The organism is Haloarcula sp. HT12 (genome assembly GCF_055271655.1).
Genome location: NZ_JBUXKW010000001.1, coordinates 682,855 through 703,743 on the forward strand (window position 1 = coordinate 682,855; position 20,889 = coordinate 703,743).

Annotated in this window: 22 protein-coding genes and 1 tRNA gene; 14 read left to right on the plus strand and 9 right to left on the minus strand. The window is 65.1% G+C overall.

What is annotated here, in order from left to right; all coding sequences use genetic code 11:
* Window positions 1-258 precede the first annotated feature (258 nt).
* A complete protein-coding gene (locus ACY9XZ_RS03615) occupies window positions 259-1,404 on the plus strand; it encodes an alginate lyase family protein (RefSeq protein WP_463455988.1) in 1,146 nt (381 codons plus the stop codon).
* Between the two features lie 74 nt (window positions 1,405-1,478).
* The gene (locus tag ACY9XZ_RS03620; protein WP_463455701.1) at window positions 1,479-2,351 is read left to right on the plus strand and encodes an NAD-dependent epimerase/dehydratase family protein; all 873 of its coding nucleotides are present in this window, start codon (window positions 1,479-1,481) and stop codon (window positions 2,349-2,351) included.
* A 26-nt stretch (window positions 2,352-2,377) separates the two neighbouring features.
* On the opposite strand, the gene tgtA is transcribed toward ACY9XZ_RS03620, so the two are convergent.
* From tgtA to ACY9XZ_RS03635, 3 genes are read right to left on the minus strand one after another with little or no spacing between them, the layout of a single operon-like run.
* Window positions 2,378-3,850: a tRNA guanosine(15) transglycosylase TgtA gene (gene tgtA, locus ACY9XZ_RS03625; RefSeq protein WP_463455702.1), complete on the minus strand. Its 1,473-nt coding sequence runs from the start codon at window positions 3,848-3,850 to the stop codon at window positions 2,378-2,380.
* Window positions 3,851-3,892: 42 nt separating this feature from the next.
* Complete coding sequence (locus ACY9XZ_RS03630; RefSeq protein ID WP_463455703.1) at window positions 3,893-4,150, minus strand: hypothetical protein; 258 nt, start codon at window positions 4,148-4,150, stop codon at window positions 3,893-3,895.
* A 44-nt stretch (window positions 4,151-4,194) separates the two neighbouring features.
* The gene (locus ACY9XZ_RS03635) at window positions 4,195-4,740 is read right to left on the minus strand and encodes an NUDIX hydrolase (RefSeq protein ID WP_463455704.1); all 546 of its coding nucleotides are present in this window, start codon (window positions 4,738-4,740) and stop codon (window positions 4,195-4,197) included.
* Window positions 4,741-4,833: 93 nt separating this feature from the next.
* On the opposite strand from ACY9XZ_RS03635, the gene ACY9XZ_RS03640 reads away from it, so the two are divergent.
* Complete coding sequence (locus ACY9XZ_RS03640; RefSeq protein ID WP_463455705.1) at window positions 4,834-4,959, plus strand: hypothetical protein; 126 nt, start codon at window positions 4,834-4,836, stop codon at window positions 4,957-4,959.
* A 22-nt stretch (window positions 4,960-4,981) separates the two neighbouring features.
* Here the strand turns inward: ACY9XZ_RS03640 and ACY9XZ_RS03645 are convergent, their stop codons facing one another.
* The 4 genes from ACY9XZ_RS03645 to ACY9XZ_RS03660 all read right to left on the minus strand — a co-directional run bounded on the left by ACY9XZ_RS03645 (window position 4,982) and on the right by ACY9XZ_RS03660 (window position 9,285).
* On the minus strand, window positions 4,982-7,099 hold the full coding sequence (locus ACY9XZ_RS03645; RefSeq protein ID WP_463455706.1) for a hypothetical protein: 2,118 nt from the start codon (window positions 7,097-7,099) through the stop codon (window positions 4,982-4,984).
* 130 nt (window positions 7,100-7,229) lie between these two features.
* On the minus strand, window positions 7,230-7,826 hold the full coding sequence (gene trmY / locus ACY9XZ_RS03650; protein ID WP_463455707.1) for a tRNA (pseudouridine(54)-N(1))-methyltransferase TrmY: 597 nt from the start codon (window positions 7,824-7,826) through the stop codon (window positions 7,230-7,232).
* 91 nt (window positions 7,827-7,917) lie between these two features.
* Window positions 7,918-8,967: a Gfo/Idh/MocA family protein gene (locus ACY9XZ_RS03655; RefSeq protein ID WP_463455708.1), complete on the minus strand. Its 1,050-nt coding sequence runs from the start codon at window positions 8,965-8,967 to the stop codon at window positions 7,918-7,920.
* 63 nt (window positions 8,968-9,030) lie between these two features.
* Window positions 9,031-9,285 carry a hypothetical protein gene (locus tag ACY9XZ_RS03660; protein ID WP_463455709.1) on the minus strand — a complete coding sequence of 85 codons (255 nt, stop codon included), beginning with the start codon at window positions 9,283-9,285 and terminating at the stop codon, window positions 9,031-9,033.
* 119 nt (window positions 9,286-9,404) lie between these two features.
* On the opposite strand from ACY9XZ_RS03660, the gene ACY9XZ_RS03665 reads away from it, so the two are divergent.
* The 3 genes from ACY9XZ_RS03665 to ACY9XZ_RS03675 all read left to right on the plus strand — a co-directional run bounded on the left by ACY9XZ_RS03665 (window position 9,405) and on the right by ACY9XZ_RS03675 (window position 11,963).
* Window positions 9,405-9,869, plus strand: a complete 465-nt coding sequence (locus ACY9XZ_RS03665) for a nucleoside deaminase (RefSeq protein WP_463455989.1) — start codon at window positions 9,405-9,407, stop codon at window positions 9,867-9,869.
* 63 nt (window positions 9,870-9,932) lie between these two features.
* Complete coding sequence (locus ACY9XZ_RS03670; protein ID WP_463455710.1) at window positions 9,933-10,349, plus strand: CBS domain-containing protein; 417 nt, start codon at window positions 9,933-9,935, stop codon at window positions 10,347-10,349.
* Between the two features lie 93 nt (window positions 10,350-10,442).
* On the plus strand, window positions 10,443-11,963 hold the full coding sequence (locus ACY9XZ_RS03675; protein ID WP_463455711.1) for a hypothetical protein: 1,521 nt from the start codon (window positions 10,443-10,445) through the stop codon (window positions 11,961-11,963).
* A gap of 67 nt (window positions 11,964-12,030) precedes the next feature.
* Here the strand turns inward: ACY9XZ_RS03675 and ACY9XZ_RS03680 are convergent, their stop codons facing one another.
* Entirely contained in the window at window positions 12,031-12,423 is a 393-nt protein-coding gene (locus ACY9XZ_RS03680; RefSeq protein ID WP_463455712.1) for a DoxX family protein, read from the minus strand.
* Between the two features lie 104 nt (window positions 12,424-12,527).
* Here ACY9XZ_RS03680 and ACY9XZ_RS03685 point away from each other — a divergent pair, with 104 nt between their 5' ends.
* On the plus strand, window positions 12,528-13,340 hold the full coding sequence (locus ACY9XZ_RS03685) for an aldo/keto reductase (RefSeq protein WP_463455713.1): 813 nt from the start codon (window positions 12,528-12,530) through the stop codon (window positions 13,338-13,340).
* A 298-nt stretch (window positions 13,341-13,638) separates the two neighbouring features.
* Here ACY9XZ_RS03685 and ACY9XZ_RS03690 read toward each other — a convergent pair.
* Window positions 13,639-13,711 (minus strand) — tRNA-Pro (locus tag ACY9XZ_RS03690).
* Window positions 13,712-13,808: 97 nt separating this feature from the next.
* On the opposite strand from ACY9XZ_RS03690, the gene ACY9XZ_RS03695 reads away from it, so the two are divergent.
* The 7 genes from ACY9XZ_RS03695 to ACY9XZ_RS03725 all read left to right on the plus strand — a co-directional run bounded on the left by ACY9XZ_RS03695 (window position 13,809) and on the right by ACY9XZ_RS03725 (window position 20,887).
* Window positions 13,809-14,270 (plus strand): NUDIX domain-containing protein, encoded by a 462-nt coding sequence (locus ACY9XZ_RS03695; protein WP_463455714.1) that lies wholly within the window; start codon window positions 13,809-13,811, stop codon window positions 14,268-14,270.
* Window positions 14,271-14,383: 113 nt separating this feature from the next.
* Complete coding sequence (locus tag ACY9XZ_RS03700; protein ID WP_463455715.1) at window positions 14,384-15,556, plus strand: NAD-dependent epimerase/dehydratase family protein; 1,173 nt, start codon at window positions 14,384-14,386, stop codon at window positions 15,554-15,556.
* 2 nt (window positions 15,557-15,558) lie between these two features.
* Entirely contained in the window at window positions 15,559-16,491 is a 933-nt protein-coding gene (locus ACY9XZ_RS03705) for an NAD-dependent epimerase/dehydratase family protein (RefSeq protein WP_463455716.1), read from the plus strand.
* Window positions 16,484-17,479 (plus strand): NAD-dependent epimerase/dehydratase family protein, encoded by a 996-nt coding sequence (locus ACY9XZ_RS03710; protein WP_463455717.1) that lies wholly within the window; start codon window positions 16,484-16,486, stop codon window positions 17,477-17,479. The genes ACY9XZ_RS03705 and ACY9XZ_RS03710 overlap by 8 nt, the downstream gene beginning before the upstream one ends.
* Before the next feature lie 48 nt (window positions 17,480-17,527).
* The gene (locus ACY9XZ_RS03715) at window positions 17,528-19,861 is read left to right on the plus strand and encodes an STT3 domain-containing protein (protein ID WP_463455718.1); all 2,334 of its coding nucleotides are present in this window, start codon (window positions 17,528-17,530) and stop codon (window positions 19,859-19,861) included.
* 65 nt (window positions 19,862-19,926) lie between these two features.
* The gene (locus ACY9XZ_RS03720; protein ID WP_463455719.1) at window positions 19,927-20,400 is read left to right on the plus strand and encodes a single stranded DNA-binding domain-containing protein; all 474 of its coding nucleotides are present in this window, start codon (window positions 19,927-19,929) and stop codon (window positions 20,398-20,400) included.
* On the plus strand, window positions 20,393-20,887 hold the full coding sequence (locus ACY9XZ_RS03725) for a hypothetical protein (RefSeq protein ID WP_463455720.1): 495 nt from the start codon (window positions 20,393-20,395) through the stop codon (window positions 20,885-20,887). Before ACY9XZ_RS03720 ends, ACY9XZ_RS03725 begins: the two co-directional genes overlap by 8 nt.
* The last annotated feature ends 2 nt before the right edge of the window (window positions 20,888-20,889 follow it).

Genomic DNA, 20,889 nt, shown 5'->3' on the forward strand with positions numbered 1-20,889 from the left:
TGACCATGAGCATCGCGGACAGACCGCTATCCGCCGGTTAGCCGGGTCCTAACTAAACCGATAGGGGCTGACTGACTGTTCGTGCAGCGACAGACACGACGAGACGTGTTGCTCGCCCTGTCGGGGACAGCCACGGCGCTGGGGGGCTGTTCGACCGGGCTTTCCTCGGGGGACTCGGACCCGCAGACCGCGTCACGGGAGACGGAACCGACACCGACACAACGGGCATCCGAGTCAACTAAGGAAAGCGGGCCCGCAATGTTCGTCCATCTCGACACACTGGCTGCGATACGGTCCCGCGTCGAGAACAGGGACAGCCCGTGGACGGGGGCCTACGAAGCCTTCATGGACGATGTCCGCGACGCTATGGAGGCGGCCCCAGAGAGCGTCACGGACAACGGCGACGGCCACGAGTTCAAAACGAAAGGTCCGGAGAACCCCGAGGCGCGCAAAGACTACGTCGCCGCTATCAGAACCGGGGACCGAATCCGGGATCTCGGTCTCGCCTACCAGTACACCGACGAGGACCGGTACGCCGAGAAAGCCATCGAGCTGTTGGATCACTGGTTCCTGAATGCGGAGACCCGGATGGCCCCTGTAAGAACAAACAGCATCGAGCAGTTCATCACGCTCCCGAAGATGTGGTGGGGTGCGGAACTCGTCCGTGGCCACGAGGCCTGGGACGACGACAGTGTCGGCACGGAGGCCGACCTGCAGGAGTGGGTCCGGACGTTTCTGGACGACGTTGGCCACGGGATTCCGACCGAGATGGGCCAACAGAACATCTTCAACTGGCAGGAGATGACCCACGCCGCCGGGTCAGTGTATCTTCGGAACTGGGACCGGTTCCGGAAGGCCATGCGGCGGAACCGAGAAGACGGCTTCACCCAGCTCCGCGAGGACGGCCTGCTGGAAAACGAGATCATTCGCGCGTCGAGCCTGGCGTACTCGCTGTACGCGGCGAAGGCACTGGTCACCGCCGCGGAACTCAGCCGGCTCTATGCCGATAAACTCGACGGACCCACACTGTACGAGTACCAGAAATTCAGCGGTGACAGGGGTGCTATCGAACGGATTCTCGACACCCATGCACCCTATGTTGCCGACCCAGAGGCCTGGGAAGCGATGGGCGAGGATGACCCCGAGCGGTTCGTCAACACGGACGGCTTCCCCGCCAGAAAACAGGAGGCCGCGTCCTCGCTGTACGAGGTGGCCTACTCGTACTACGAGAAAGACACGTACCTGGAGACGCTCAAACAGAGCGGCCGGCCGGTGAAGAACGTCCCGACGTACGTCTCGGCCCAACAGGCGGCGATTGACAACCCCGACCGACCGCATCGGGACGAGCGCATCCTCGGCTGGACGACGTTCACGCACGGTGAGCGGTTCCGGCTCGATCTGTAGACGGCCGGGCGACGCTCCCGCGTCGGCGGCAGCCACACCACCACGTTTTCGATGCCAGCGGTTCCAGCGCAGATATGAACGTTGTCGTGACCGGCGGCCGAGGCAGTTCCGGGCGCTGGATCGTCGACCGACTCGCCGGACCGCACGAGGTGACAGTACTCGACCGCTCTCTCCCCGACGAGGGAGGCCATCCGGCCGTCGAGTACCGGGCGCTCGACCTGACGGACGCCGGGAGCGTCTTCGACTCGCTCACCGCCATCGATCCGGACGCAGTGGTCCACTGGGCTGCGATCCCGGTGGCCGGCACCCACCCCGGCGTGGACCTCTTCCGGAACAACACGCTCGCGGCACACAACGTCCTCTCGGCGGCCGGCCGCGTCGGCGCTGACGTAGTGCAGGGCTCCTCGGACGGCGCGTACGGATTCTTCTTCGCCGAAGAGACCCCGGTGCCGGACGAGCTCCCGATTACCGAGGACCACGCGCTCCGGCCAGAGGACGACTACGGCCTCTCGAAGGTTGTCACCGAGGAAATCGGGAGGACCATTGTCCGCCGGGACGGCATCTCCGTGGCGTCGATCCGCCCCTCGTGGATACAGCTCCCCGGGGAGTACCCCTGTCGGTCCGCTGACTACGTCGAGGACCTCGCGGCCGGCGCGGGCAACTACTGGTCGTACGTCGACGTGCGGGACGTGGTCGATCTCGTGGAAGCCGCGCTCACGGGCGAGATCGACGGGCACGAAGCGTTCAACTGCGTCGGTCCGGACAACGCGCTGGGCCGGCCGCTGGTCGAACTCATGCGCGAGCACTACGGTCGCGTTCCGGACGACTGCACGGTCGAGGGAGACGCTGCGGCGTATTCGACGGCCAAAGCCACGGAACTGCTTGGCTGGGAGCCGACCCGTTCCTGGCGCGAGGCAGCCGACGAGGACGTGGACGTAACGGTCTGACCGGCGGGCGGGATGATTGAAAGGTGTCAGTCGCGGGCGTGCAGGTCACGCAGGCGGACGCGGTCAGGCACGCGCCCGAGCGCCGTCGCCGGCCAGTCGTCGTGAACCAGCGTGAAGGACACGTCGGGATGGAGTTCGACCAGCCGCCGGACCCCTGTGGCCGCGGCCTCGTAGGCCGCTCGGTCGGTCCGGTCCGGGGTCTCGGCAGTCAGCGGATACGTGTCGGCGAGTTCGCGCGGATACGGACCAAACGGGGGCACGACGCCCCAGGTTTCGTCGTACTGTGTGCTGGAACTGCCCTCGGTCAGCAGGACCTCGTCACCCTCGACGGGGAGCCGCTCCAGCCGGTCCTGATGGCGTCGGACCTCGGGCCGGCGGGCGCTCTCATTTGAGGTGTAGAAGAAGGCGTCTTTCGAGACGGGGTCGGTCCGTTCGAGTTGCTCGGCGTGATCCAGCAGGGCGCGGTAGCCGTCGAGCATCGCCGGGTGGCCGCGGGCGCGGCTGTCGACCAGTTCCATGAGGTTGCCCGAGCGAATCGCCTGCTTGACGGTTCGGATTTCGCCGTAGGTGACGTGGAGGTTGTGCCGCGCGAGCAGTTCCTCGCGGCGGTCGTTGGCCATGCTCTTCAGGTCTGCCGGCGTGTGGTCGGTACAGACCGGGCAGTGACACGGGAAGTAGGTCAGTTCCGAGAGCAGTTCCGTCCCCTGTACCGTGAGATAGCGGTCGTCACGGGCGTACAGCGCGTACGCCGCGGAGTCGAACAGGTCACAGCCCAGCGCAGCCGCCATCGCGAACATCATGGGATGGCCCGCGCCGAACAGGTGGACCGGACCGACCTCCCCCAGCCCGCGCTTGCAGGCCGCGACGACATCCGCGAGGTCGGCGTAGCGATACTCGTTCATCAGCGGGACGACAGCACCGAGGGGAAACACGTCGAGGCCGGTCGAGACGGCGTCCGCGGCGGCGCGCTCGCGCAGGTCCGGGTAGGTCGATCCCTGAACCGGTGCGCTGACGAGCATCTCGCCGGTGTCGACGGTGGCAGCGTGTTCCAGCCGTTCCTGGGTCGTTTTGAGTTCCTCGGTCGCCCGCTCGCGGTCCACGTCCGGCGGCGTCGGGATGTCCACCGGCGTACCGATATCGGAGCCGATCTCGTGCTGGAACTGCAGTATCTCCTCGGTGGTCACGTCGATGTCGCCGTACTCCGCCAGTTGGAACGAGCCGGAGTCGGTCATAATGGCCCCCGAAAAGTCGAGCATCTCGTGCAGTCCTTGCTCCAGCACCGGCTCCCGGAGGTCCTCGGAGCCGTGCAGGATGTAGCTGTTCGTGATGAGTATCTCCGCCCCGAACTCGGATTCGAGCGTCGCCGGCGCGACCGTCTGGACGTGCGGGTTGACCACGGGCAGGATGGTCGGTGTCTCGACAGTGACGCCGGCCCGCGGCACCGTCAGCTCGCCCAGCCGACCCGCGGCGTCGTACTGGCGGACCTCGAAATTCGTCATTACACCTCGTCGTCGGCCAGCGCGCCTAAGGGTTGTGTTCGCCTATTCGTCGGGTCGCTCCGGCCCGCCGGGGACCAGTTTGCGCTCGGGCCGATGGACGATCCCGGAGTCCTCATCGGCGACGTAGGGCTGAGCGGACCGGAACATCTCGACCACCTCGCTACGGGACCCGTAGGCGTCCTCGATGAGCCGTTCGAGCAACTCCGCCCGTGAAACCGGTCGGCCGGTCCGGCGGCGGACGGCGGCACGCAGTTTGTCCAGCCGGCGTTCCGTCTGTTCGTCGAGTGCAATCGAGGTCATATGTTAGATGGTACCATTCCACAGGATATCAAACTGTCGTCAGGTCACCGCTCGAACAGGGCGTAGTGCATGATACCCAAGGCAGCGCGACCGTCCCGGAGGGTGCCGTCGCGGACGGCATCGAGCAGCGCGTCGAAGTCGGCGGTGTCGACGCGGATCGATTCGTTGTGGTCCAGATCCTGGTCGGCCGTCTCTTCGCACCCGCGTGCGACGTAGTAGTGGAACACGTAATCGGTGTTGCCGTTGGCCGGTTCGCCCGTGTAGAGATGGTCGAGCGTGTCCGCCTCGTAGCCCGTCTCCTCGCGGAGTTCTCGGGCCGCGGCGACGCGCGGGTCGTCGTCCCCCTCCTCCATCGTCCCGGCCGGCAGGCCGCGGTTGACCCGTCGCACCGGCTGTCGCCACTCCTCGATGATGACCACGTCACCGTCGGTAGTGAACGGGAGGACGACGACGCTGTCGCCGTTTTGCACGTAGTCGAACTCCCCTTCGGTCCCGTCGGGGAGGCGAACCGCCTCGCGGATGACATCGAATCCCGGACAGGCGTAGGCGGTTTCGGCACCGAGCGTCTCCCAGGCGAGTTCCTCGTCCATACCGGCAGTGTGGTCCCCATCGGCAAAATCCGCACGGCTCCACGCGAATGCAGGCACCGGATGGGTACGGCGTCCCCCGCTACGTGTGCTCGTATGAGAAGATCGACAATCGTCCTCCCCCTCGGTGTCGTGTTGTTCGTCCTCCCGGTCCCCGGTACGTTCGTCGCCGTGGGACTGGTGCTCGTGGTCGGCGCGGTAGTCCAGTGGTTCGGTCTCTGAGACGGGTTCGGGACTCCGAGAGTTACAGTTTGTCGGCGGCCTGAGCCTGCTCAGTTCGCCGCTCGGCCTGTTCGAGGCGCTGCCGGGCCGCGTTCGATAGCGGGTCCGAGAGGTCGTCGCTGGCATCCTCGATCCTGGTCGCGACGCGCTGGAGGCGGTCGGCGACGGCCTGGAGCTGTTTATCCGCGTTGCCGCGGTCGCCGGCCTCGGCGCGTTCCGTCGCCCGTCTCGCAGCCTCGACGACGGCGGCGAGAGCCCGTTCGAGGCCCTGTAAGGCGTTGTCGGAGCCACCGGTGTTTCCGGAGCTATTGTCGTCATCGGAGTCTCCCTCGTCATCGTCGTCGCTGTCCTCGTCCATCTGTTCGGCGACCGACTGGCGTGTCTCCTCGGCGATGTCGGCGAGGAACGAGGCGAGCGAGGCCTTGCCGGTTCGGGGATCGTCGATAGCAGCGCTGTCAGCCTCAGAGTCTGGATTCACCCGAAACGCGCCGATCTCGTCGTCGCTGTCCCGGACCTCCGTCGTGTACGCGCCGCCGCCGTGGACGTACACAGCGTCGGGTTCCGAGAGCGGCGCGTCGTACAGCCGGCCGGCGAAGTCGTCCTCGACGGCGAGGTCGGTGAGGTCGCTGTCGGCTCCCGACGGATCGACTTCGAGGCGGGTCGCGTTCGCCCGAGCGACAAGCGGGACCTCGCCGTCGACGCCCGCTCTGGTCGGGCCGTCGGCCGTCTCCGCGTCGGGAACAGACACCGTCTCGCTGTGTGGCGCGACGCCGGCCCCGTTGACGGTGAATCGGTGTTCGCCCGCGGGCACGTCCTGGACGACGGCCAGTCCACCGGATGTCGGGACGGCTTCGGGGTCGCTCTCCAGCAGGGCGACGGACTCGACGGTGGTGTCCTCCGTCGTTAGCCCCTCGTCTTCGGGGGCGTCGTCGTTCGAGACGGCCTCCGAGAGACTGGCGACGACAGTCCGGATGTCCGCCGGTGCCCCGATGGCGTCGTAGCGCTCGGCCAGCGCCGCCCGGTGGTTGGGCTCGGAGATATCCGCCGCGGGGTTCTCGTACCGGGGCTGGTTCCAGGGCGCACCGGTCGTCGTGATGTGGCCGGAAACGGCGTCCTCGGCGAACTCGGGCACGGCGAACTCGAAGCTCAACTGCGGCCCGGTGAAGTCGGCGATGTGCTCCAGTTCGCTGCTCGGCACGAGCTCGTACTCGATGTCCGGGTCGGCCTCGCTCCGGTCGGTGTGCTGGAAGACGAGCCCGGTCTCCCGCGTCGGCAGGTCCGACGGCGGTTCGGTGAGGCTGTCGAACGAACGGACGGTGAGCGACGCCGAGATGAGGTCTTCGCGGCTGACCGACGGCAGCCGGTCGTGTTCGTACAGCGGCGCGCCCTCGTACTCCGGGACGAGGTAGGGAAGCCGGGAGCCCTCATCGCGCGGAAGCCCGTAGGCGAACGGGATCTCCGCGAGGTCCTCGATGGTCTCGACGGCGCTGTTGGTGATGTCCGCGAACCGGTCGCCATCGGGGAGCCGGGTGAACCGGTCGCGGACGTCGTTGACTGAGAGCGCGCTGGAGTGTGACCCCAGTTCCGAGAGGATGCGGGGCACCATCTCCGGGTCCGGGTCCAGAAACTCGTTGTTGGGAACCTTCCGTGAATGGGAGCTAGCGACGTACAGCTGCGGATCGTCCGTCTCCGTGTCGACGAACACGTGCAGGACCTCCCAGTCGTGCCAGTGGAAGTTCGTCGTGAACTGGTCGAACGCCGAGTAGAACCAGAACTGGACGACCGCGAGCGGCGAGTTCTCGTACTCGACAGCGTTGTAAAACGCCGTCGGGTCCGGTGGCTCCCCGTCGGTCATCCGCTCGTGGTAGCCGTTGAACGCGTCGAACCCGTCGACGACGGTCTCGCCGTCCTGCTCGCTGGTGTAGGGCCGCGGGTCCGTCGGGAACCACGGCTCCGCCTGGTCGAAGTACAGCGTCGGCGCGAACCGGCGCGCGAGTTCCCTGGCCCGCTCGTCATCAACTGGCGTCGCCACGTCGTCGCTCCCGCCCTCGAAGGCCGAACAGCCGGCGACAGAGGCCAGCCCGACCCCAGCGACGGACTGCAGGACCGCGCGGCGAGAGAGCCTGTTGCTGTCGCTCATTGCTTCCTCTGGCGGTCGACTGTCAAACACCTGAAATGGCGTCGAACGCCGGTTACCGAGCCCAATAATCCCATACACCATTCAGCGAATCACGGAGGAAAACCCTTCTGGCACCTCCCGGCCCGTCCCGTCAGTACTGTTCGAACCCTGCCGTATCCAGATAGTTGTGCGCGACAGTGATCGAGTGATCGGCGTGGAGGGCGTTCGGTCCCAGCGAGACGCGCTCGTCCGCGCGGTCGGCCAGCAGCGCCGCTTCCCCCTCCCGGAAGTCGTGGTGATCGGAGAGGACAAACACCGGATCCGACGGCGGGGCAACGTCGACGACGGGGTCGCCGTCCTCGTGCAGTTGGACGACGGTGCCGCGGCGTGCCACGTCGTCGAGCGTCCCCTCGAACCCCCGCCGCGTGAGCGACACTCCCGGCGACGTTTCGACCGGGATGTGGCCGATGGCTTCCTCGCGCTCCTCCAGGGCCTTCCGGATCAGTGCCGCCGTGGACCGTTCATCGGGGTTCAGCCGGCGGAGGTCGCTTCCCTCGAACGAGACGGTGTATTCGTCCGATAAGATCAGGTGGACCCGCACGTCTTCGCGGATGTCATGACTCAGGAAGAACGCGCTGGTGACACACCGACAGAGCACGTCGAGCCGGCCGGCAGCGCCGGCCAGGTCGTCGAGCGAGAACTCCGGCGTCGTCGGGGCGTCGTGGCCGATGATGACGAACTGGCGCATACAGTGGGGAGGTCGGTCGGCGACTTACGTGCATCGACAGGCGATGGCGGTCGACCGGTCGTTCGAACGGCGAAACGTCCGGGTTCTGGTCTCACAGTTCGGCGACTGAGGTGAACAGCCGGTTGGTCCAGTCGGCCTCCGCTCGCGGCGTCGGGCCGTCAGCGCCGTGTTCGATGGCCCGTGCTTCGCGGCGGACTACCGGCGTATGTGTGTCGTGGGTCGAGTACGACGACGATAGCCGCGTCTTGACGGTCTCACGGACTGCACTGGCGGTCGTGCGGGCCGCGTTTCGCAGGTCTGCGAGCGCCCCAGCCAGCACCGGGAGGTCGTACGGAGAGTTGGGGCCGTAGCCGTGACGGTGGTACCGGAGCGACTGTGTCCCGATATCGACGGTGAGAAGACCGCCCTCCCCAGCAAAGACGACGCGGCGACGGTCAGGCACGTTCGAGTGGTGCTGTATCGTACAGGTGACGTCGTCGGCCGTCACGAACGAGACGGCGATCCCGTCGAACGCGACCCCCTCGGCCGCTGTGGGACGCTGTCGAACGTCGACTGAGGCGTCGTCTTCGGGATAGCCCGCCCCGCGCAACCCGACGTAGATGGGGTGGACGATCCCCTCGCCGAACTCACCGCCGGGGAGGTCGAGCACCCAGTCCCCGCGGCCCGGAACCGTCGGGTCGATGTCCTCCGTCCAGTGAACAGAGACGCCGTGGAGTCGCCCGATATCGCCGCGGTCGATGCGTCGGAGCGCGGTCTGTAGCGGCCGGTAATACACCTGATTGTGGACGACCGTCGCCCGAACGCCAGCCTGGTCCGCGGCAGCTGTGAGGCGTTCGAACTCCTCTCGGGTAGAGACGAACGGTTTCTCGACCAGTACGTGGGCCGACGCGTCGATACACGCCATCGCGAGGTCGAAGTGGGTTTGCAGCGGCGTACAGACGTGGACCCAGTCGACCGCTTCGGTCGCAAGGAGGCGGTGCGGGTCGGTGTATCCGGAGACGCCCCACGCAGAAGCGGCGCGCTCGACCTGTTGTGAGTCGATATCAGCAACGGCAGTGAGTACGGTGTTGGGGGTACGTTCGATTGCGGTCTTGTGCCACTGTGCGACCTCGCCCAGGCCGAGTATTGCGGTCCGTAACATGGTTGCTGGTCGTTTACCGGGGAAACGTGCTGGCAGATTCGTACTGAAGTGGGTGTGTCACGTTCAGTGGTCAGTCCGGTCGTAGCCACTGTCGTCGAGGTACGCCAGTGCGCGGGCGAACGCTTCATCGGCGGTGTCTGTCGCTTCGAGATGCGTCCATTCGCCGGCAGGCGTGGCCGTGTACACGTCGAATCCGCCGTCGCGATACTCGTGGGACTCTACGTACAGTTCCCGTTCGACGGCTCCGCTAGCATCGACGAGGAGCCAGATGCCGAGTTCTTTCCCGCCTTCGAGGTCGCGGCGGCGGTCCCAGTGCATGGCCGTGACTAAGACCGGCACAGTTGTAACACTACTGTCAGTCTTCGGTCGAGCGCCGCGTCGCGAGGCCAAGTCGTTACCCGCCGTGCCTACTTCCGCGTGCAATGCAAAACGCCGGTATGCCTGTGCCGGACTTCGAGGAGTTCGACCACGAAACGCACATGCGGCGCGCCTTCGAGTTGGCCCGGGCCGCCGTCGACCGCTGCGACCGGCCCTTCGGGTCTGTGCTCGTTCGTGATGACGAAATCGTCATGGAGGCATCGAACCGCGTGCTCACCGAATCCGACGTGCGCCGGCATCCGGAGCTCCATCTGGCGTACCGAGCGATGCGCGAGTTCGACCCGGACGAGCGCGCGGAGATTGCGATGTACACGAGCACCGAGCCGTGCCCGATGTGTGCCGGTGGGCTCCGGTACGCCGGCCTCGGTCGGGTGGTGTACAGCGTCAGCAACGACGAGATGGACGGTTTTAGCGGCCACGAGATCCCTGTTCGCTCCAGTGAGATTCTCGACGGCATTACCGACGTCGTCGGGCCGGTATGTCAGGAGGAGGGACTGGCGATCCACGAAGCATTCGACTGGTAGGCGAGCGTTGGCACTGATTGTGGGAGTCAAATGAGTTATTATGTCTGTTTCCTAATTAGTGGTATGAATTCACTTGACACACCTGTCGGGCGGGTGATGACCAAGCCAGTGAAGACCGTCGACCGGGAGCTTGCCGTCCGGGACGTTTCGAAACTACTCGCGTCGGAAGCAGTCGGCTCAGTCGTGGTTGAAACCGAGTACGGGCGGGGGATACTCACGAAGACGGATATTATCGATGGCCTCAGCGACGGGATCGAGCCGGATACGACACCGGTCGGTGACCTGATGACGACCCCCGTCAAGACCATCGATCGCAGTGCCTCGCTTGAGGAAGCTATCGATACGATGGTCGAGCACGGCATCAAGCGGCTTGTGATCGATGGACAGGCCAGCAGCGTCGGGATCCTCACGACGACAGACGTGATGCAGGAGCTGTCGTCCGACCTGGACCGCGTCGTCGAGATGTTCGCGAAGGGGTAAGCCACAGTTTGTGGCCCTGACGGCACCGAAAACGCTACAAGCGACGTATGAGCCTCCAGAAAGGGTTTATCCGAGGCGGCGAACCCGTCGTCTATGCGCAGACGTGCCCTCCTCGCGTCGGTCCCCGGTGCGCTGGCGGGACTCGCCGGCTGTTCGTTCGGCAGCCCGGGAACCGACGAGACAGATACCGTGACGCCTGCACCACGCCCGGAGCAGTCACCGACCGACGCGAACGACGGCGGTTCCGAAGCGCCGACCGATACCACCGAGCCGCACAGACCGGCCGAGCCGACGACCGTCGTCGAACTGGAAACCGGACCGCGGACCTACGCCCTCAGTTCGTCAGGGCTCCACACCGACGACAGGGCGCGAGTCGCGCTCTGGTTCGACCGGACGGCGACCGACGACCACCCGGCCACGCTTCGCGGCTGGCTCCAGAACGGCAACGAGTTCGAGAACACGTTCAGAGTCGAGTGGATCCCGGGAATCGGACGGACCCACAGCCGCCAGCCCCGCGGCTACGACCACGAGGCCCGCCTCCATCTCGCGCCCACGGACAACAACGCACTCGCGGAAGAAGTGCCCTCGCTCGGCCGAACGGACGAGGGGTACTGGCGCGTCGACGACGTCGGCCCGTGGATGCCGGAAACGCACCGGCTCGCCCCCGGTGAATGGCTCCCCCTTGAGTACGCGCTCGTCGGCGAACCGGGCCAGCCCGGTCGGCCGACCGGGACCTACGAGTTTCGTGGCCGGGATGAGACGTTGTCGATCACCGTCTGGGATACGCGAACTCCCGGCCCGGAAGCCGACTCCCGGTTCGCCGGCCGCTCGCTTCCGCCGTTTCCCGGCGACGGCGGCGTCCAGTGGTTCCACGAGGCAGACGGGACGACCCCGTCCTTTGTTCGCCCCACTTCCGAGCGCGCCGAACTGGACACCCAGGTGGGCTTCGAGATGGTCAACAACAGCCACGAGCGACTCCAGTGTGGCCACTGGGATCTCTACAAACTCGTCGACGGCGAGTGGTTCCACGTTGCGCCGACGGGCCACACCGCCGACTGTCGAATCCTGTCACCAGGTGGCCGAGAGCAGTGGGGTCTCCGGGCGTTCAACGGGAAGGCTGTCGGGTGCAGCACCGGTGACTGCCACTGCGACGGTCTCACGCAGGGCTACCTCGGCGGCGGCGAGTACGCCATCGTCGCCGGTTACGGCCACGCAACGAACGAGAGCGGTGCCCTGGTCGAACTGGTCGGCGACAGCGTGACAGTGACGCCGACAGAGGACGTGTCGACTGCGCGTGACGGCGACACCGTCACCGTGACGACCGGCCGCCACGGCGACGGCAAGAGTCCGGCCGACGCGACGTTCTCGCTTACTCGCGCCGACGGCGCGGACGAGCGGATTATCGCCGAACAGGTGATGACGCGCGGTCGGTTCGCTCCGTCGGCCGGCGGGCTTCGCAACGCCCTCCCGTTCATAACCGACGAGGTGAATCGCGTTGTTGTCGAGACCGACAAACGGGCCGTGGACGGCGTGCTCGGGTACGATTCGAGCAGTCGGCGGTTCCGCTTTCGCGGGCAGGGATACGAGGTCGTGCGGGGTCGGAGCGGCAACTGAGAAGTCAAAACCGAACGTCGTGACCGCCGAAACGGAGTCCGTCGGCGATATACGGCGGGTTGTGCCCTCAGTCAGTGTACCAGTACGCCCAGAGAATCAACACGCCCTGGAGAGGCAATCGAGCCCAGCGAGCCAGCACAGAGGGATCGCCGCCACCCGGTGCCCCCTCGATGGTGACCATAGAGACGGCCATGTAGATGTTCGCGGGGAAGATCGCGATGAGTACAGCAATCGTCGCCCACGCGGCGTACGAACGCGTCCGCGGTACCAGCAGGCCGAGCCCGACAGCGACTTCGGCGACGCCGGACAGATACACCAGCGCAAGTGGTGCTGGCAACACTGGCGGCACTATCTGGGCGTACAGGTCCGGCACGACGAAATGAAGACTTCCCGCGACGACATAGAGGAGCGCCATCACGTAGCGCAACGGCCGTTTCAGCCGCGTCAAGCCAACACGCATCTGTCATCGGGTACGGCGACCAGCGGAAAGCAAGTTGTGATATGCGCCCCGGTCGCCGGGCTTGCCGGCGCAGGAGCTTTTTTCGGGTCGGTCCAAGCCAGGTCATGGAACACGTCACCACAGCTCAAACACAGGTCCCGGCACTCGGGTTAGGGACCTATCGCCTGCGCGGACAAACCTGCACCGAGACGGTTGCCCAGGCACTGGCGATGGGGTATCGGCATATCGATACGGCCGAGTACTACGAGAACCAGGCTGCGATCGGCCAGGCGCTCGCAGAGACGGCTGTCAGCAGCGACGCCCTGTTCATCACGACCAAAGTCTGGCGCACGAACCTGGGCTACGAGGATACCAAACAGGTCGCCAGAGCGAGTCGCGAGAAGCTCGGCGTCGAGACGATTGATCTGCTCCTGATCCACTGGCCGAATCGCTCCGTCCCCGTCGAGGAGACGATCAGGGCAATGAACCAACTCCAGAGCGATGGAGTGGTTCGACACATCGGCGTCAGCAACTTCTCGGTCGAGCAGCTTGCCGACGCGCGCAAGGCTTCAGAAACCCCGATCTGTACGAACCAGGTCGAGTACAACCCCTTCACTGACCAGTCCGACCTCCTTGCGTACTGCATCGAGCACGACATCATGCTGACCGCCTACAGCCCGCTGGCCAAAGGCCGCGTCAACGACGACGCCACGCTGTCGGCGATCGGTGACCAGTACGGGAAATCACCAGCACAGGTGGCGCTACGCTGGCTCGTTCAGCAACAACAGGTCGCCGCGATACCGAAGGCATCCAGCCGTGCCCATCTGGGGGCCAATCTCTCGATATTCGATTTTGAGTTAACTGACGAGGAGATGGCACAGATCTTCGACCTACAAGGTGGCCTGATAGAACGGGTCCGATCAATGTTAGGGCTGTAGTTATCCGGCCGGCGGTCAGGCGCGAGAACAGTCCTATCTAGACTTAGATAGGCGCGAATTCCCATCGCCACAGAGTGGAGCTCCGCGAACTCTCGTTCGCCCCGCTCACGAGGACGGGGTTGCTGCTACCCAATGGTAACATACCGGACTATCTGGCATAGATTGTGGAAAATGGGCCGGCGCGAATATCGAACACGGGAAGACGGTCGCTCACTTCGTTCGCGCTACGATTTCCCTGCTCGACTTCCCGCGGCGGCGGACGACACGCGGCGCTCGCAAGTGAGCGCCGCGAGAAGTATGGGCCGGCGCGAATTCGAATCGCGGTTACGGCCACCCGAAGGCCGAAGGATACCAGGCTACCCCACCGGCCCGTGCGATAGCAATCGGAAAGAAGACAGGGTCGGTTTTAACGGTTGCGAAACAGCGAGAAGCGGAGCGGTTTCACCGGTGGCCCGCGAGCGAAGCGGTATGGAACTCCACGACGAACACATTCCGACGGAGACGTTCGCCACCTGTCTGAACAACATGCCCCAGCCCTGTGTCGACCTCGTCGTCGAGTACGAAGGCGGGATCGTTCTCACGCGACGGCAGAGCGAGCCAGCGAAAGGCGAGTGGTTCTGGCCGGGGAGTCGCCTCTACAAGGGCGAACGATTGGACGACGCAGCGGTGCGCGTCGCCGAGGAAGAACTCGGTCTCGGAGCGGTCGAGGCGGAACAGCTTGGCGTCAGCGAACACTTCTGGGATACCTCGTCGATCGACGGCGTCGACGCCCGGCACACGATACCGGTCGTGTATCGGGTCATACCCGAAGACGAGGCGGAGATAGTGCTCGACGACCAGCACGACGCGTATCGCGTCGTCACGGAACCACCGACGGACGCGAACCAGTATGTCACAGAGTACTTCGAGCGGTTCGAAATCGGCCGATAGAGGGAGAAAGACGCTGTTTTGAGTGTGAAACCGTCTCTCACGAGAGCGAGCTGTAGGGAGTGGCTGAACAGAAGATTGATTACGCATCGCGGTTACTCACTATCTGAGTAACTATGACGATCCTCATCACTGGCGGCGACGGCTACGTCGGGTGGCCGGCCGCACTGCGAATCGCGGACCGAACGGACGACCGAGTGCTGCTCGTCGACAACTTCGCCCGGCGGGAGTGGGTCGAAGACGTCGGCGCGACGAGCGCGACACCGGTCGCCAGCATCGACGAGCGCCTCGACGCGGCCCGCGAGGTCCACGGGCTGGCGAATCTCTCCTTCGTCGAGGGCGACCTCGCCGAGAAGTCCTTCGTCGACGAACTGCTGACGGTCCACGAGCCGGAAGTCGTCGTCCACACGGCCGCCCAGCCATCCGCACCGTACTCCCAGATTAACGGTGAGCGGGCGAACTACACCCAGCACAACAACCTCCAGGCGACGCGGAACCTCCTGTGGGGGCTCGAAGAGCACGACCTCACCGACACCCACTTCGTCGAGACGACGACGACGGGCGTCTACGGCGCGCCGGAGTTCCCGATCCCGGAGGGCGGGTCGACGATGGAGAACCAGGACGAGCGCGACGACGTGCCGTTCCCCAACATGGGCGGGAGCTGGTACCACGCGACGAAGGGCTTCGACGCACAGAACATGCGCCTGGCCCACACGCAGTTCGACATCCCGATTTCGGACGTGCGAACGGCCATCGTTTACGGGACCGAGACCGAAGAGACCCGGGCGGACGACCGCCTCAAGACCCGCTTCGACTTCGACTACTACTTCGGGACGGTCACGCACCGCTTCTGTGCGCAGGCCGTCGCGGGGTATCCCGTCACCGTCTACGGCAAGGGTGAACAGCGAAAGCCGTTCATCTCGCTCGAAGACGCCGTCGAAGGGCTGGCCGAAGTGGCGCTGACCGACCCCGACGAACGTCCCGACGGACTGACTGTGTACAACCAGGTCACACGCGCCATCAGCATCGTCGAGATCGCCGAGACCATCGCCGGGGTGGGCAGCGAGTACGACCTCGACGTCGCCGTCGAGCACTTCGAGAACCCCCGCGACGAGGACGAGACCCACAAGATGGAGATCGAGAACGACCGCTACGCCGACCTCATCGGCGGGCAGTCCCAGTCCTTCGAGGACGGCGTCGCCGACATCTTCGAGACACTGACTCGCTACGCCGACACCATCGAGGCCCACGAGGACCGCTTCCTGCCGGGCGTCCTGAGCGAGGACTGACCATGGACGTGCTGGTCACCGGGGCCTGTGGCTACATCGGCAGCGCCTTGATCCCGCTGCTCCGGGCCGACGACCGCGTGGATAGCGTCGTCGTCTTCGACGACCTCTCCTCGGGGTCGCCCCGGGCACTGCTGGGGACGCTCGGGGACGGGCTCGAATTTCGCCGCGGCGACGTCCGCGAGTACGGCGACGTGGAAAGCGCCATGCGCGGCGTCGACCGCGTCATCCACCTCGCGGCCATCACCGGCGCGTCGAGCACACACGACCGCCGCGAGGAGACGTTCGAAATCAATTACGACGGCACCGAGAACGTCCTGACCGCGGCGGGGAAACTCGGCGTCGACCACGTCGTCTTCGCCTCCTCGTGTAACGTCTACGGCCGCGCGACCAGCACCGACATCGACGAGACGGTCGACCCCGACCCGATCAACCCCTACGCGGAGACGAAACTGGAGTCCGAGACACTGCTGCGGGAGTACTGCGAGGAGTTCGACATGACCGGCACCGCGCTCCGGATGGCCACCAACTTCGGGCACTCGCCGGGCATCCGGTTCAATCTCGTCGTGAACTACTTCGTGTTCCGCGCGCTCACCGGCCGCCCGCTCACCGTCTACGGCGACGGCTCGAACTGGCGGCCGTTCATCCACGTCCGGGACGCCGCCCGCGCCTACGCGGAGGCGGCGTGTGACCCCGACGCCTGGGACGAACCCGTCTACAACGTCGGGTCGATGGAGTCGAACTACCAGATATCCGAAATCGCGGACATCGTCGCCGAGGAGGTCGCCCCGGTCGACGTGACCTACCTCGAAGACGAGCATCCCGGCCCGTCCTACCACGTCAACTTCGACCGGCTTAGCGGGACCAGCTTCGAACCATCGTGGACGCTCCGGGAGGGGGTCCGCGACCTCGCGGAGAGATTCACCACCAATGACTGAGACAGAACCCACGAACGATTCGCCCCACGTCGCCGTCACCGGCGGCGCGGGCTACATCGGCAGCCGCGTCATCTACGAGCTACAGCAGGCCCACCCCGACTGGGAGATCACTGCCATCGACAACTTCTATCTCGGCACCGTTCGGTCCGTCGGCGATGTCGATATCGAACACGTCGACATCCGGAACCGGGACCGGCTGGAAGCGGCCCTCAGTGGGGCAGATGTCGTCATGCACCTCGCCGCGGTTTCGGGCGTCGACGACTGCGAGGAAAAGCAGGACTTGGCCTACGAGGTCAACGTCCAAGGGACCGACAACGTTGCCTGGTTCTGCCGCAAGACCGGCGCGGCGCTCATCTTCCCGTTTTCGATGGCCGTCATCGGCGACCCTCGGGAGTTCCCCATCACGGTCGATCACCCGCGGGACCCGCTGAACTGGTACGGGCGGACGAAACTGCTCAACGAACGCGCTATCGAGACGTACGCTGACGGCGCGTTCCCGGCCCACCAGTTCATGATCTCGAACCTCTACGGCAGCCACGAGCTCGACGGCCAGACCGTCTCGAAGGGGACCGTCATCAACTTCTTCGTGAACCGCGCCCTCGCCGGCGAGACGCTGACCGTCTACGAGCCCGGCACGCAGTCCCGGAACTTCATCCACGTCAAGGACGTGGCACGGGCCTACGTCGACAGCTGCGAGCGGCTGCTTTCGCAACTGGACCGCGGCGAGACCGGCGTCGAGAAGTACGAGATCGCCAGCGACGAGGACCCCAGCGTCCACACCGTGGCCGAACTCGTCAGAGACGTTGCTGCCGAGGTCGCCGATATCGATGCCGACGTGGCACTGGTCGAGAACCCACGCGGCGACGACGAGACGCTCGTCGATTCGTTCCCGGTCGACACCGGGCGAACGACCGACGTTCTTGGCTGGAGTCCAGAACACGACGTGGAGTCAGCGATTCGAGCGGCGCTGGAGTCGGCGGACGCGTAGACGACGAGTCTCGATGGATTTATTCGCCATACCGGAAAGAGGGGATACATGAGCGACACGCCCGGGGCGGGAACGGTACTCGATGACCGACCCGAGCTGCGAGACGCGACAGCGGCAGTTCTGGCCGTCGACGACGAACAGGACGGCTGGACGTTCGACGACATCCCCGTCGATTCGGGCCAGTTCGGCGAACTCGTCTCCGCGGGCATCGTCGAGAAGGACGGGGAGCAGTACCGCGTCGCCGATCCCGATGCCGTGCGGGCCGCTCTCGACGGCAAAACCGAGGTCAGTGGCGATAGCGGGCTCAGTCTCGACATCGGTGACGCACTGGATTTTGACTTCGACGCGCGAGCGACTGGCCTGCTCGTCGCCGCGCTGGCTGTCGTGTTCGTCGCCCGAACGTACGTCATCGGCTCGATCTACCGCGGCGGCGATATCGTCTTGTCAAGTAACGACCCCTACTTCTACAGATATCACATCGAACAGGTCGCGGCGAACGCCGGCAGCGCGGCCGATCTCGGGGCGCTCTCCGTCCTTCCAGATGGATTGGTCAAGGGAGAGCCGCTCATGGTCGCAACGCTCTGGTGGGTGGCAAGCCTGTTTGGCGGGAGCAAAGCGGTTATCGGCCACGTTCTCGCGTGGTATCCGGTCGTGTCGGCACTGGTCACAGGCGTCCTGCTCTATCTGCTCGCGGTTCGGGTGTCCAGCGACCGACGTATCGGTCTCGCGTCGGTCCTCTTCCTGGCGTTCATTCCCGGCCACGCCTTCCGGACGAGCCTTGGGTTCGCGGACCACCACGCCTTCGACTACCCCTGGCTCGGACTCACCGCCCTTGCACTCGTGGTCGCGCTAACGACAGTTACGGACCGAGCGTCGCTTCGGCGACCACAGCCGTGGGTTGCCGCGGTCGGCATCGGAGTCGGGATCGCCGGCCAGGTGCTCGCCTGGGAGGCCGGCCCACTGCTCGTCTTGCCAGTCGGGCTGGTCGTACTGGGGCAGACGCTCCTCGACGTATCGAACGACCGGTCGTCGCTGGTCAGGAACGCGCCAGTGCTTGCCGGTGTCGGTCTCGGTGCGATAGTCGCTGGCGGTGTCCACGCTATCGCTGACTGGCAGACGGCACTGGTCGCTGGCACGCCGGCACTGCTGACGGCGGGCACTGTCGTCGTCATCGCGACGGCAGAAGCAACGAGACGGTTGGATGGCACCGCCAGGCAACTGGCTGCAGTCGATGTCGCGCTCGGTGTCGTCGGCCTCATCGTCTTTCGCTTCGGCCTCACAGAACAGTGGGGAACGTTCAGCGGCCGGCTCGATACGCTGTTTCGGTCCGACGGGATTGCGGAAACGTACGGGCTGTTCAGCGCTGACGCCTTCGGCTTCCTGTTCCTGCTCGGCCTGACGCTGTTCCTGGCGCTCCCGGCGATGGTATGGGGGATTACCCTCGCTCGGAGCGACCGAAGCGGCTGGCTTGTCGCGTGTAGCTACGCCTGGGTACTGTTCGCCCTCGCCGTGATTCAGGTTCGCTTCGTCGGCGAGCTGGCCCCGTTTCTCGCGCTGTTTGCCGGCCTCGCGTTCGTCTGGACCGCTTCGTGGGTTGATGTCGCTCGACCGGTGCTGACGACTGGCAACAGGGACTTGCGAGACGTACTCATACCGGACACCCGCGCTCTCGGGTCGCTGTTCGTCCTGTTCCTGTTGTTCGGAGCCCTCGGGATGGTCCAGGTCCCGGTGAAGACGAGTCAAGTGATTACCGTCGATGGGGCCTACGGCGCAGCGGCAGCAGTCGACGCCGACGCCACCGACCGGGGACTCGAATATCCCGAAAACTACGTCCTCAGCCGCTGGGGGCAGAACCGGATGTACAATTACTTTGTCAACGGGGAATCGCAGAGCTACGGCTACGCACGCCAGACGTACGGGCCGTTTATCGCAGCCACGGACCCCGACGAGGCCTACAATCGGATTTCCGGGCGAGTCGGATACGTCGTGACGACAGAGACCTCGGTCGAGGAGCCAACCGCGATGTACGTCCGATTACACCAGCAACTCGGAAGCCGGAACGGTGATGTTGACGGCCTGGCTCACTACCGACCGCTCTTCGTGAGCGAAGACGGGAGCCACAAGGCGTTCGCAGTTGTCCCCGGTGGGACGATACAGGGCACTGCACCCCCCAACGCGACCGTTTCAGTCGCAACGACGGTCGCTGTCTCGGACAGAGAGATCGCGTACGAGCGCCGGACGACAGCCAACCAGAACGGTGAGTTCACTGTTACTGTCGCAAACCCGGGGACGTACACCGTGACGACCGATGGCGGAAGTGAAACGACTGTTGAAGTCACAGAGCAGACGGTGTACGGCGGCGGCAACGTGACGGTCGGGTGATTTTCCGGAGACCGCTGTGGTTCTGAAGCGAAACGACCATTATACCCACCGAAAGAACAGATGGTGTGCGCGTCTGGGTTCGTGTCGTCATCGTGCTTGTGCTGAGCCTGATACTCGGAGGACTGTTCGTCCACGCGGAGGTTACAGAAGAGCAACGGTCACCGTACCCGGACGCTGAGGACCTTTCGGCCGGGTACGACTCGTACGTGGGACAGCGGGTGATAGTGTTTGGAACGGTGACAGAGACCAGCGAAGACAGGATGGAGATCAGGGCCGAGAGCGATGGGACAGCAATCACGCTTCAGGTGACTGGGACGGCAGCGGCCGTCGAACCCGGTGGTGTCGTCCAGGTGTACGGAACGCTCGAACCGGATCAGCGGATAACAGCCGAACGGATCGAAGTCGTCAACAGCAGCCGGTGGGCGGAGTTCTACAAATACGGCGCCTCGGCTATCGGCGCGTTCGGATTCCTGCTTCTGTTCTTCCGGTATTGGCGCGTCGACCGTGATACGTGGACACTGGAGGCTCGCGATGGCTGATCTGCTGACCCACCTTCTCGTTCCGTACGTCCTCCTCACAGTCGCGAGTTGGCGCGTCGACTGGCTCGATCAGCGCTGGGTCGTCGTCGGGATGGGCGGTGCAGCGATTCCCGATCTGATAAAAGTCAGAATCGTGGTGGACGAGAACACGGTCGAAACGCTTCTCGGAATACCGTTCACCTACGCACCCCTCTCGACACTCGGTGGAGTCCTGCTACTGGCCGGGATCATCACCGTCACATTCGAGCGACGGAACTGGGGGCGAGTGTTCGGCCTCGTGACGTTCGGTGGCCTCACCGCACTCTTGCTGGATGGGCTGCGGGTGTACGCCGACGGGCGGGCGAGCGCTTGGCTGTATCCGTTCGCGAACTGGCGGCCGCCGACGCCGAGCCTGTACGTGTCTTCGGACCCGACCGTCCTCGTCGTAGCGCTACTGGCTGCCGGTGTCGTTGCTGTCCTCGACCGGCGAATCCGAACGCACGACTGACC

Excerpts from the sequence above, each read along its gene's own strand:
- tgtA (WP_463455702.1), bottom strand. The coding sequence starts at position 3,850 with ATGACGAATTTCGAGGTCCGCCAGTACGACGCCGCGGGTCGGCTGGGC.
- ACY9XZ_RS03725 (WP_463455720.1), top strand. The coding sequence starts at position 20,393 with ATGGCTGATCTGCTGACCCACCTTCTCGTTCCGTACGTCCTCCTCACA.
- ACY9XZ_RS03675 (WP_463455711.1), top strand. The coding sequence starts at position 10,443 with ATGCGCAGACGTGCCCTCCTCGCGTCGGTCCCCGGTGCGCTGGCGGGA.
- ACY9XZ_RS03635 (WP_463455704.1), bottom strand. The coding sequence starts at position 4,740 with ATGGACGAGGAACTCGCCTGGGAGACGCTCGGTGCCGAAACCGCCTAC.
- ACY9XZ_RS03630 (WP_463455703.1), bottom strand. The coding sequence starts at position 4,150 with ATGACCTCGATTGCACTCGACGAACAGACGGAACGCCGGCTGGACAAA.
- trmY (WP_463455707.1), bottom strand. The coding sequence starts at position 7,826 with ATGCGCCAGTTCGTCATCATCGGCCACGACGCCCCGACGACGCCGGAG.
- ACY9XZ_RS03715 (WP_463455718.1), top strand. The coding sequence starts at position 17,528 with ATGAGCGACACGCCCGGGGCGGGAACGGTACTCGATGACCGACCCGAG.
- ACY9XZ_RS03645 (WP_463455706.1), bottom strand. The coding sequence starts at position 7,099 with ATGAGCGACAGCAACAGGCTCTCTCGCCGCGCGGTCCTGCAGTCCGTC.
- ACY9XZ_RS03655 (WP_463455708.1), bottom strand. The coding sequence starts at position 8,967 with ATGTTACGGACCGCAATACTCGGCCTGGGCGAGGTCGCACAGTGGCAC.
- ACY9XZ_RS03700 (WP_463455715.1), top strand. The coding sequence starts at position 14,384 with ATGACGATCCTCATCACTGGCGGCGACGGCTACGTCGGGTGGCCGGCC.
- ACY9XZ_RS03685 (WP_463455713.1), top strand. The coding sequence starts at position 12,528 with ATGGAACACGTCACCACAGCTCAAACACAGGTCCCGGCACTCGGGTTA.
- ACY9XZ_RS03695 (WP_463455714.1), top strand. The coding sequence starts at position 13,809 with ATGGAACTCCACGACGAACACATTCCGACGGAGACGTTCGCCACCTGT.
- ACY9XZ_RS03640 (WP_463455705.1), top strand. The coding sequence starts at position 4,834 with ATGAGAAGATCGACAATCGTCCTCCCCCTCGGTGTCGTGTTGTTCGTC.
- ACY9XZ_RS03680 (WP_463455712.1), bottom strand. The coding sequence starts at position 12,423 with ATGCGTGTTGGCTTGACGCGGCTGAAACGGCCGTTGCGCTACGTGATG.
- ACY9XZ_RS03710 (WP_463455717.1), top strand. The coding sequence starts at position 16,484 with ATGACTGAGACAGAACCCACGAACGATTCGCCCCACGTCGCCGTCACC.
- ACY9XZ_RS03705 (WP_463455716.1), top strand. The coding sequence starts at position 15,559 with ATGGACGTGCTGGTCACCGGGGCCTGTGGCTACATCGGCAGCGCCTTG.
- ACY9XZ_RS03620 (WP_463455701.1), top strand. The coding sequence starts at position 1,479 with ATGAACGTTGTCGTGACCGGCGGCCGAGGCAGTTCCGGGCGCTGGATC.
- ACY9XZ_RS03660 (WP_463455709.1), bottom strand. The coding sequence starts at position 9,285 with ATGCACTGGGACCGCCGCCGCGACCTCGAAGGCGGGAAAGAACTCGGC.
- ACY9XZ_RS03615 (WP_463455988.1), top strand. The coding sequence starts at position 259 with ATGTTCGTCCATCTCGACACACTGGCTGCGATACGGTCCCGCGTCGAG.
- ACY9XZ_RS03665 (WP_463455989.1), top strand. The coding sequence starts at position 9,405 with ATGCCTGTGCCGGACTTCGAGGAGTTCGACCACGAAACGCACATGCGG.
- ACY9XZ_RS03670 (WP_463455710.1), top strand. The coding sequence starts at position 9,933 with ATGAATTCACTTGACACACCTGTCGGGCGGGTGATGACCAAGCCAGTG.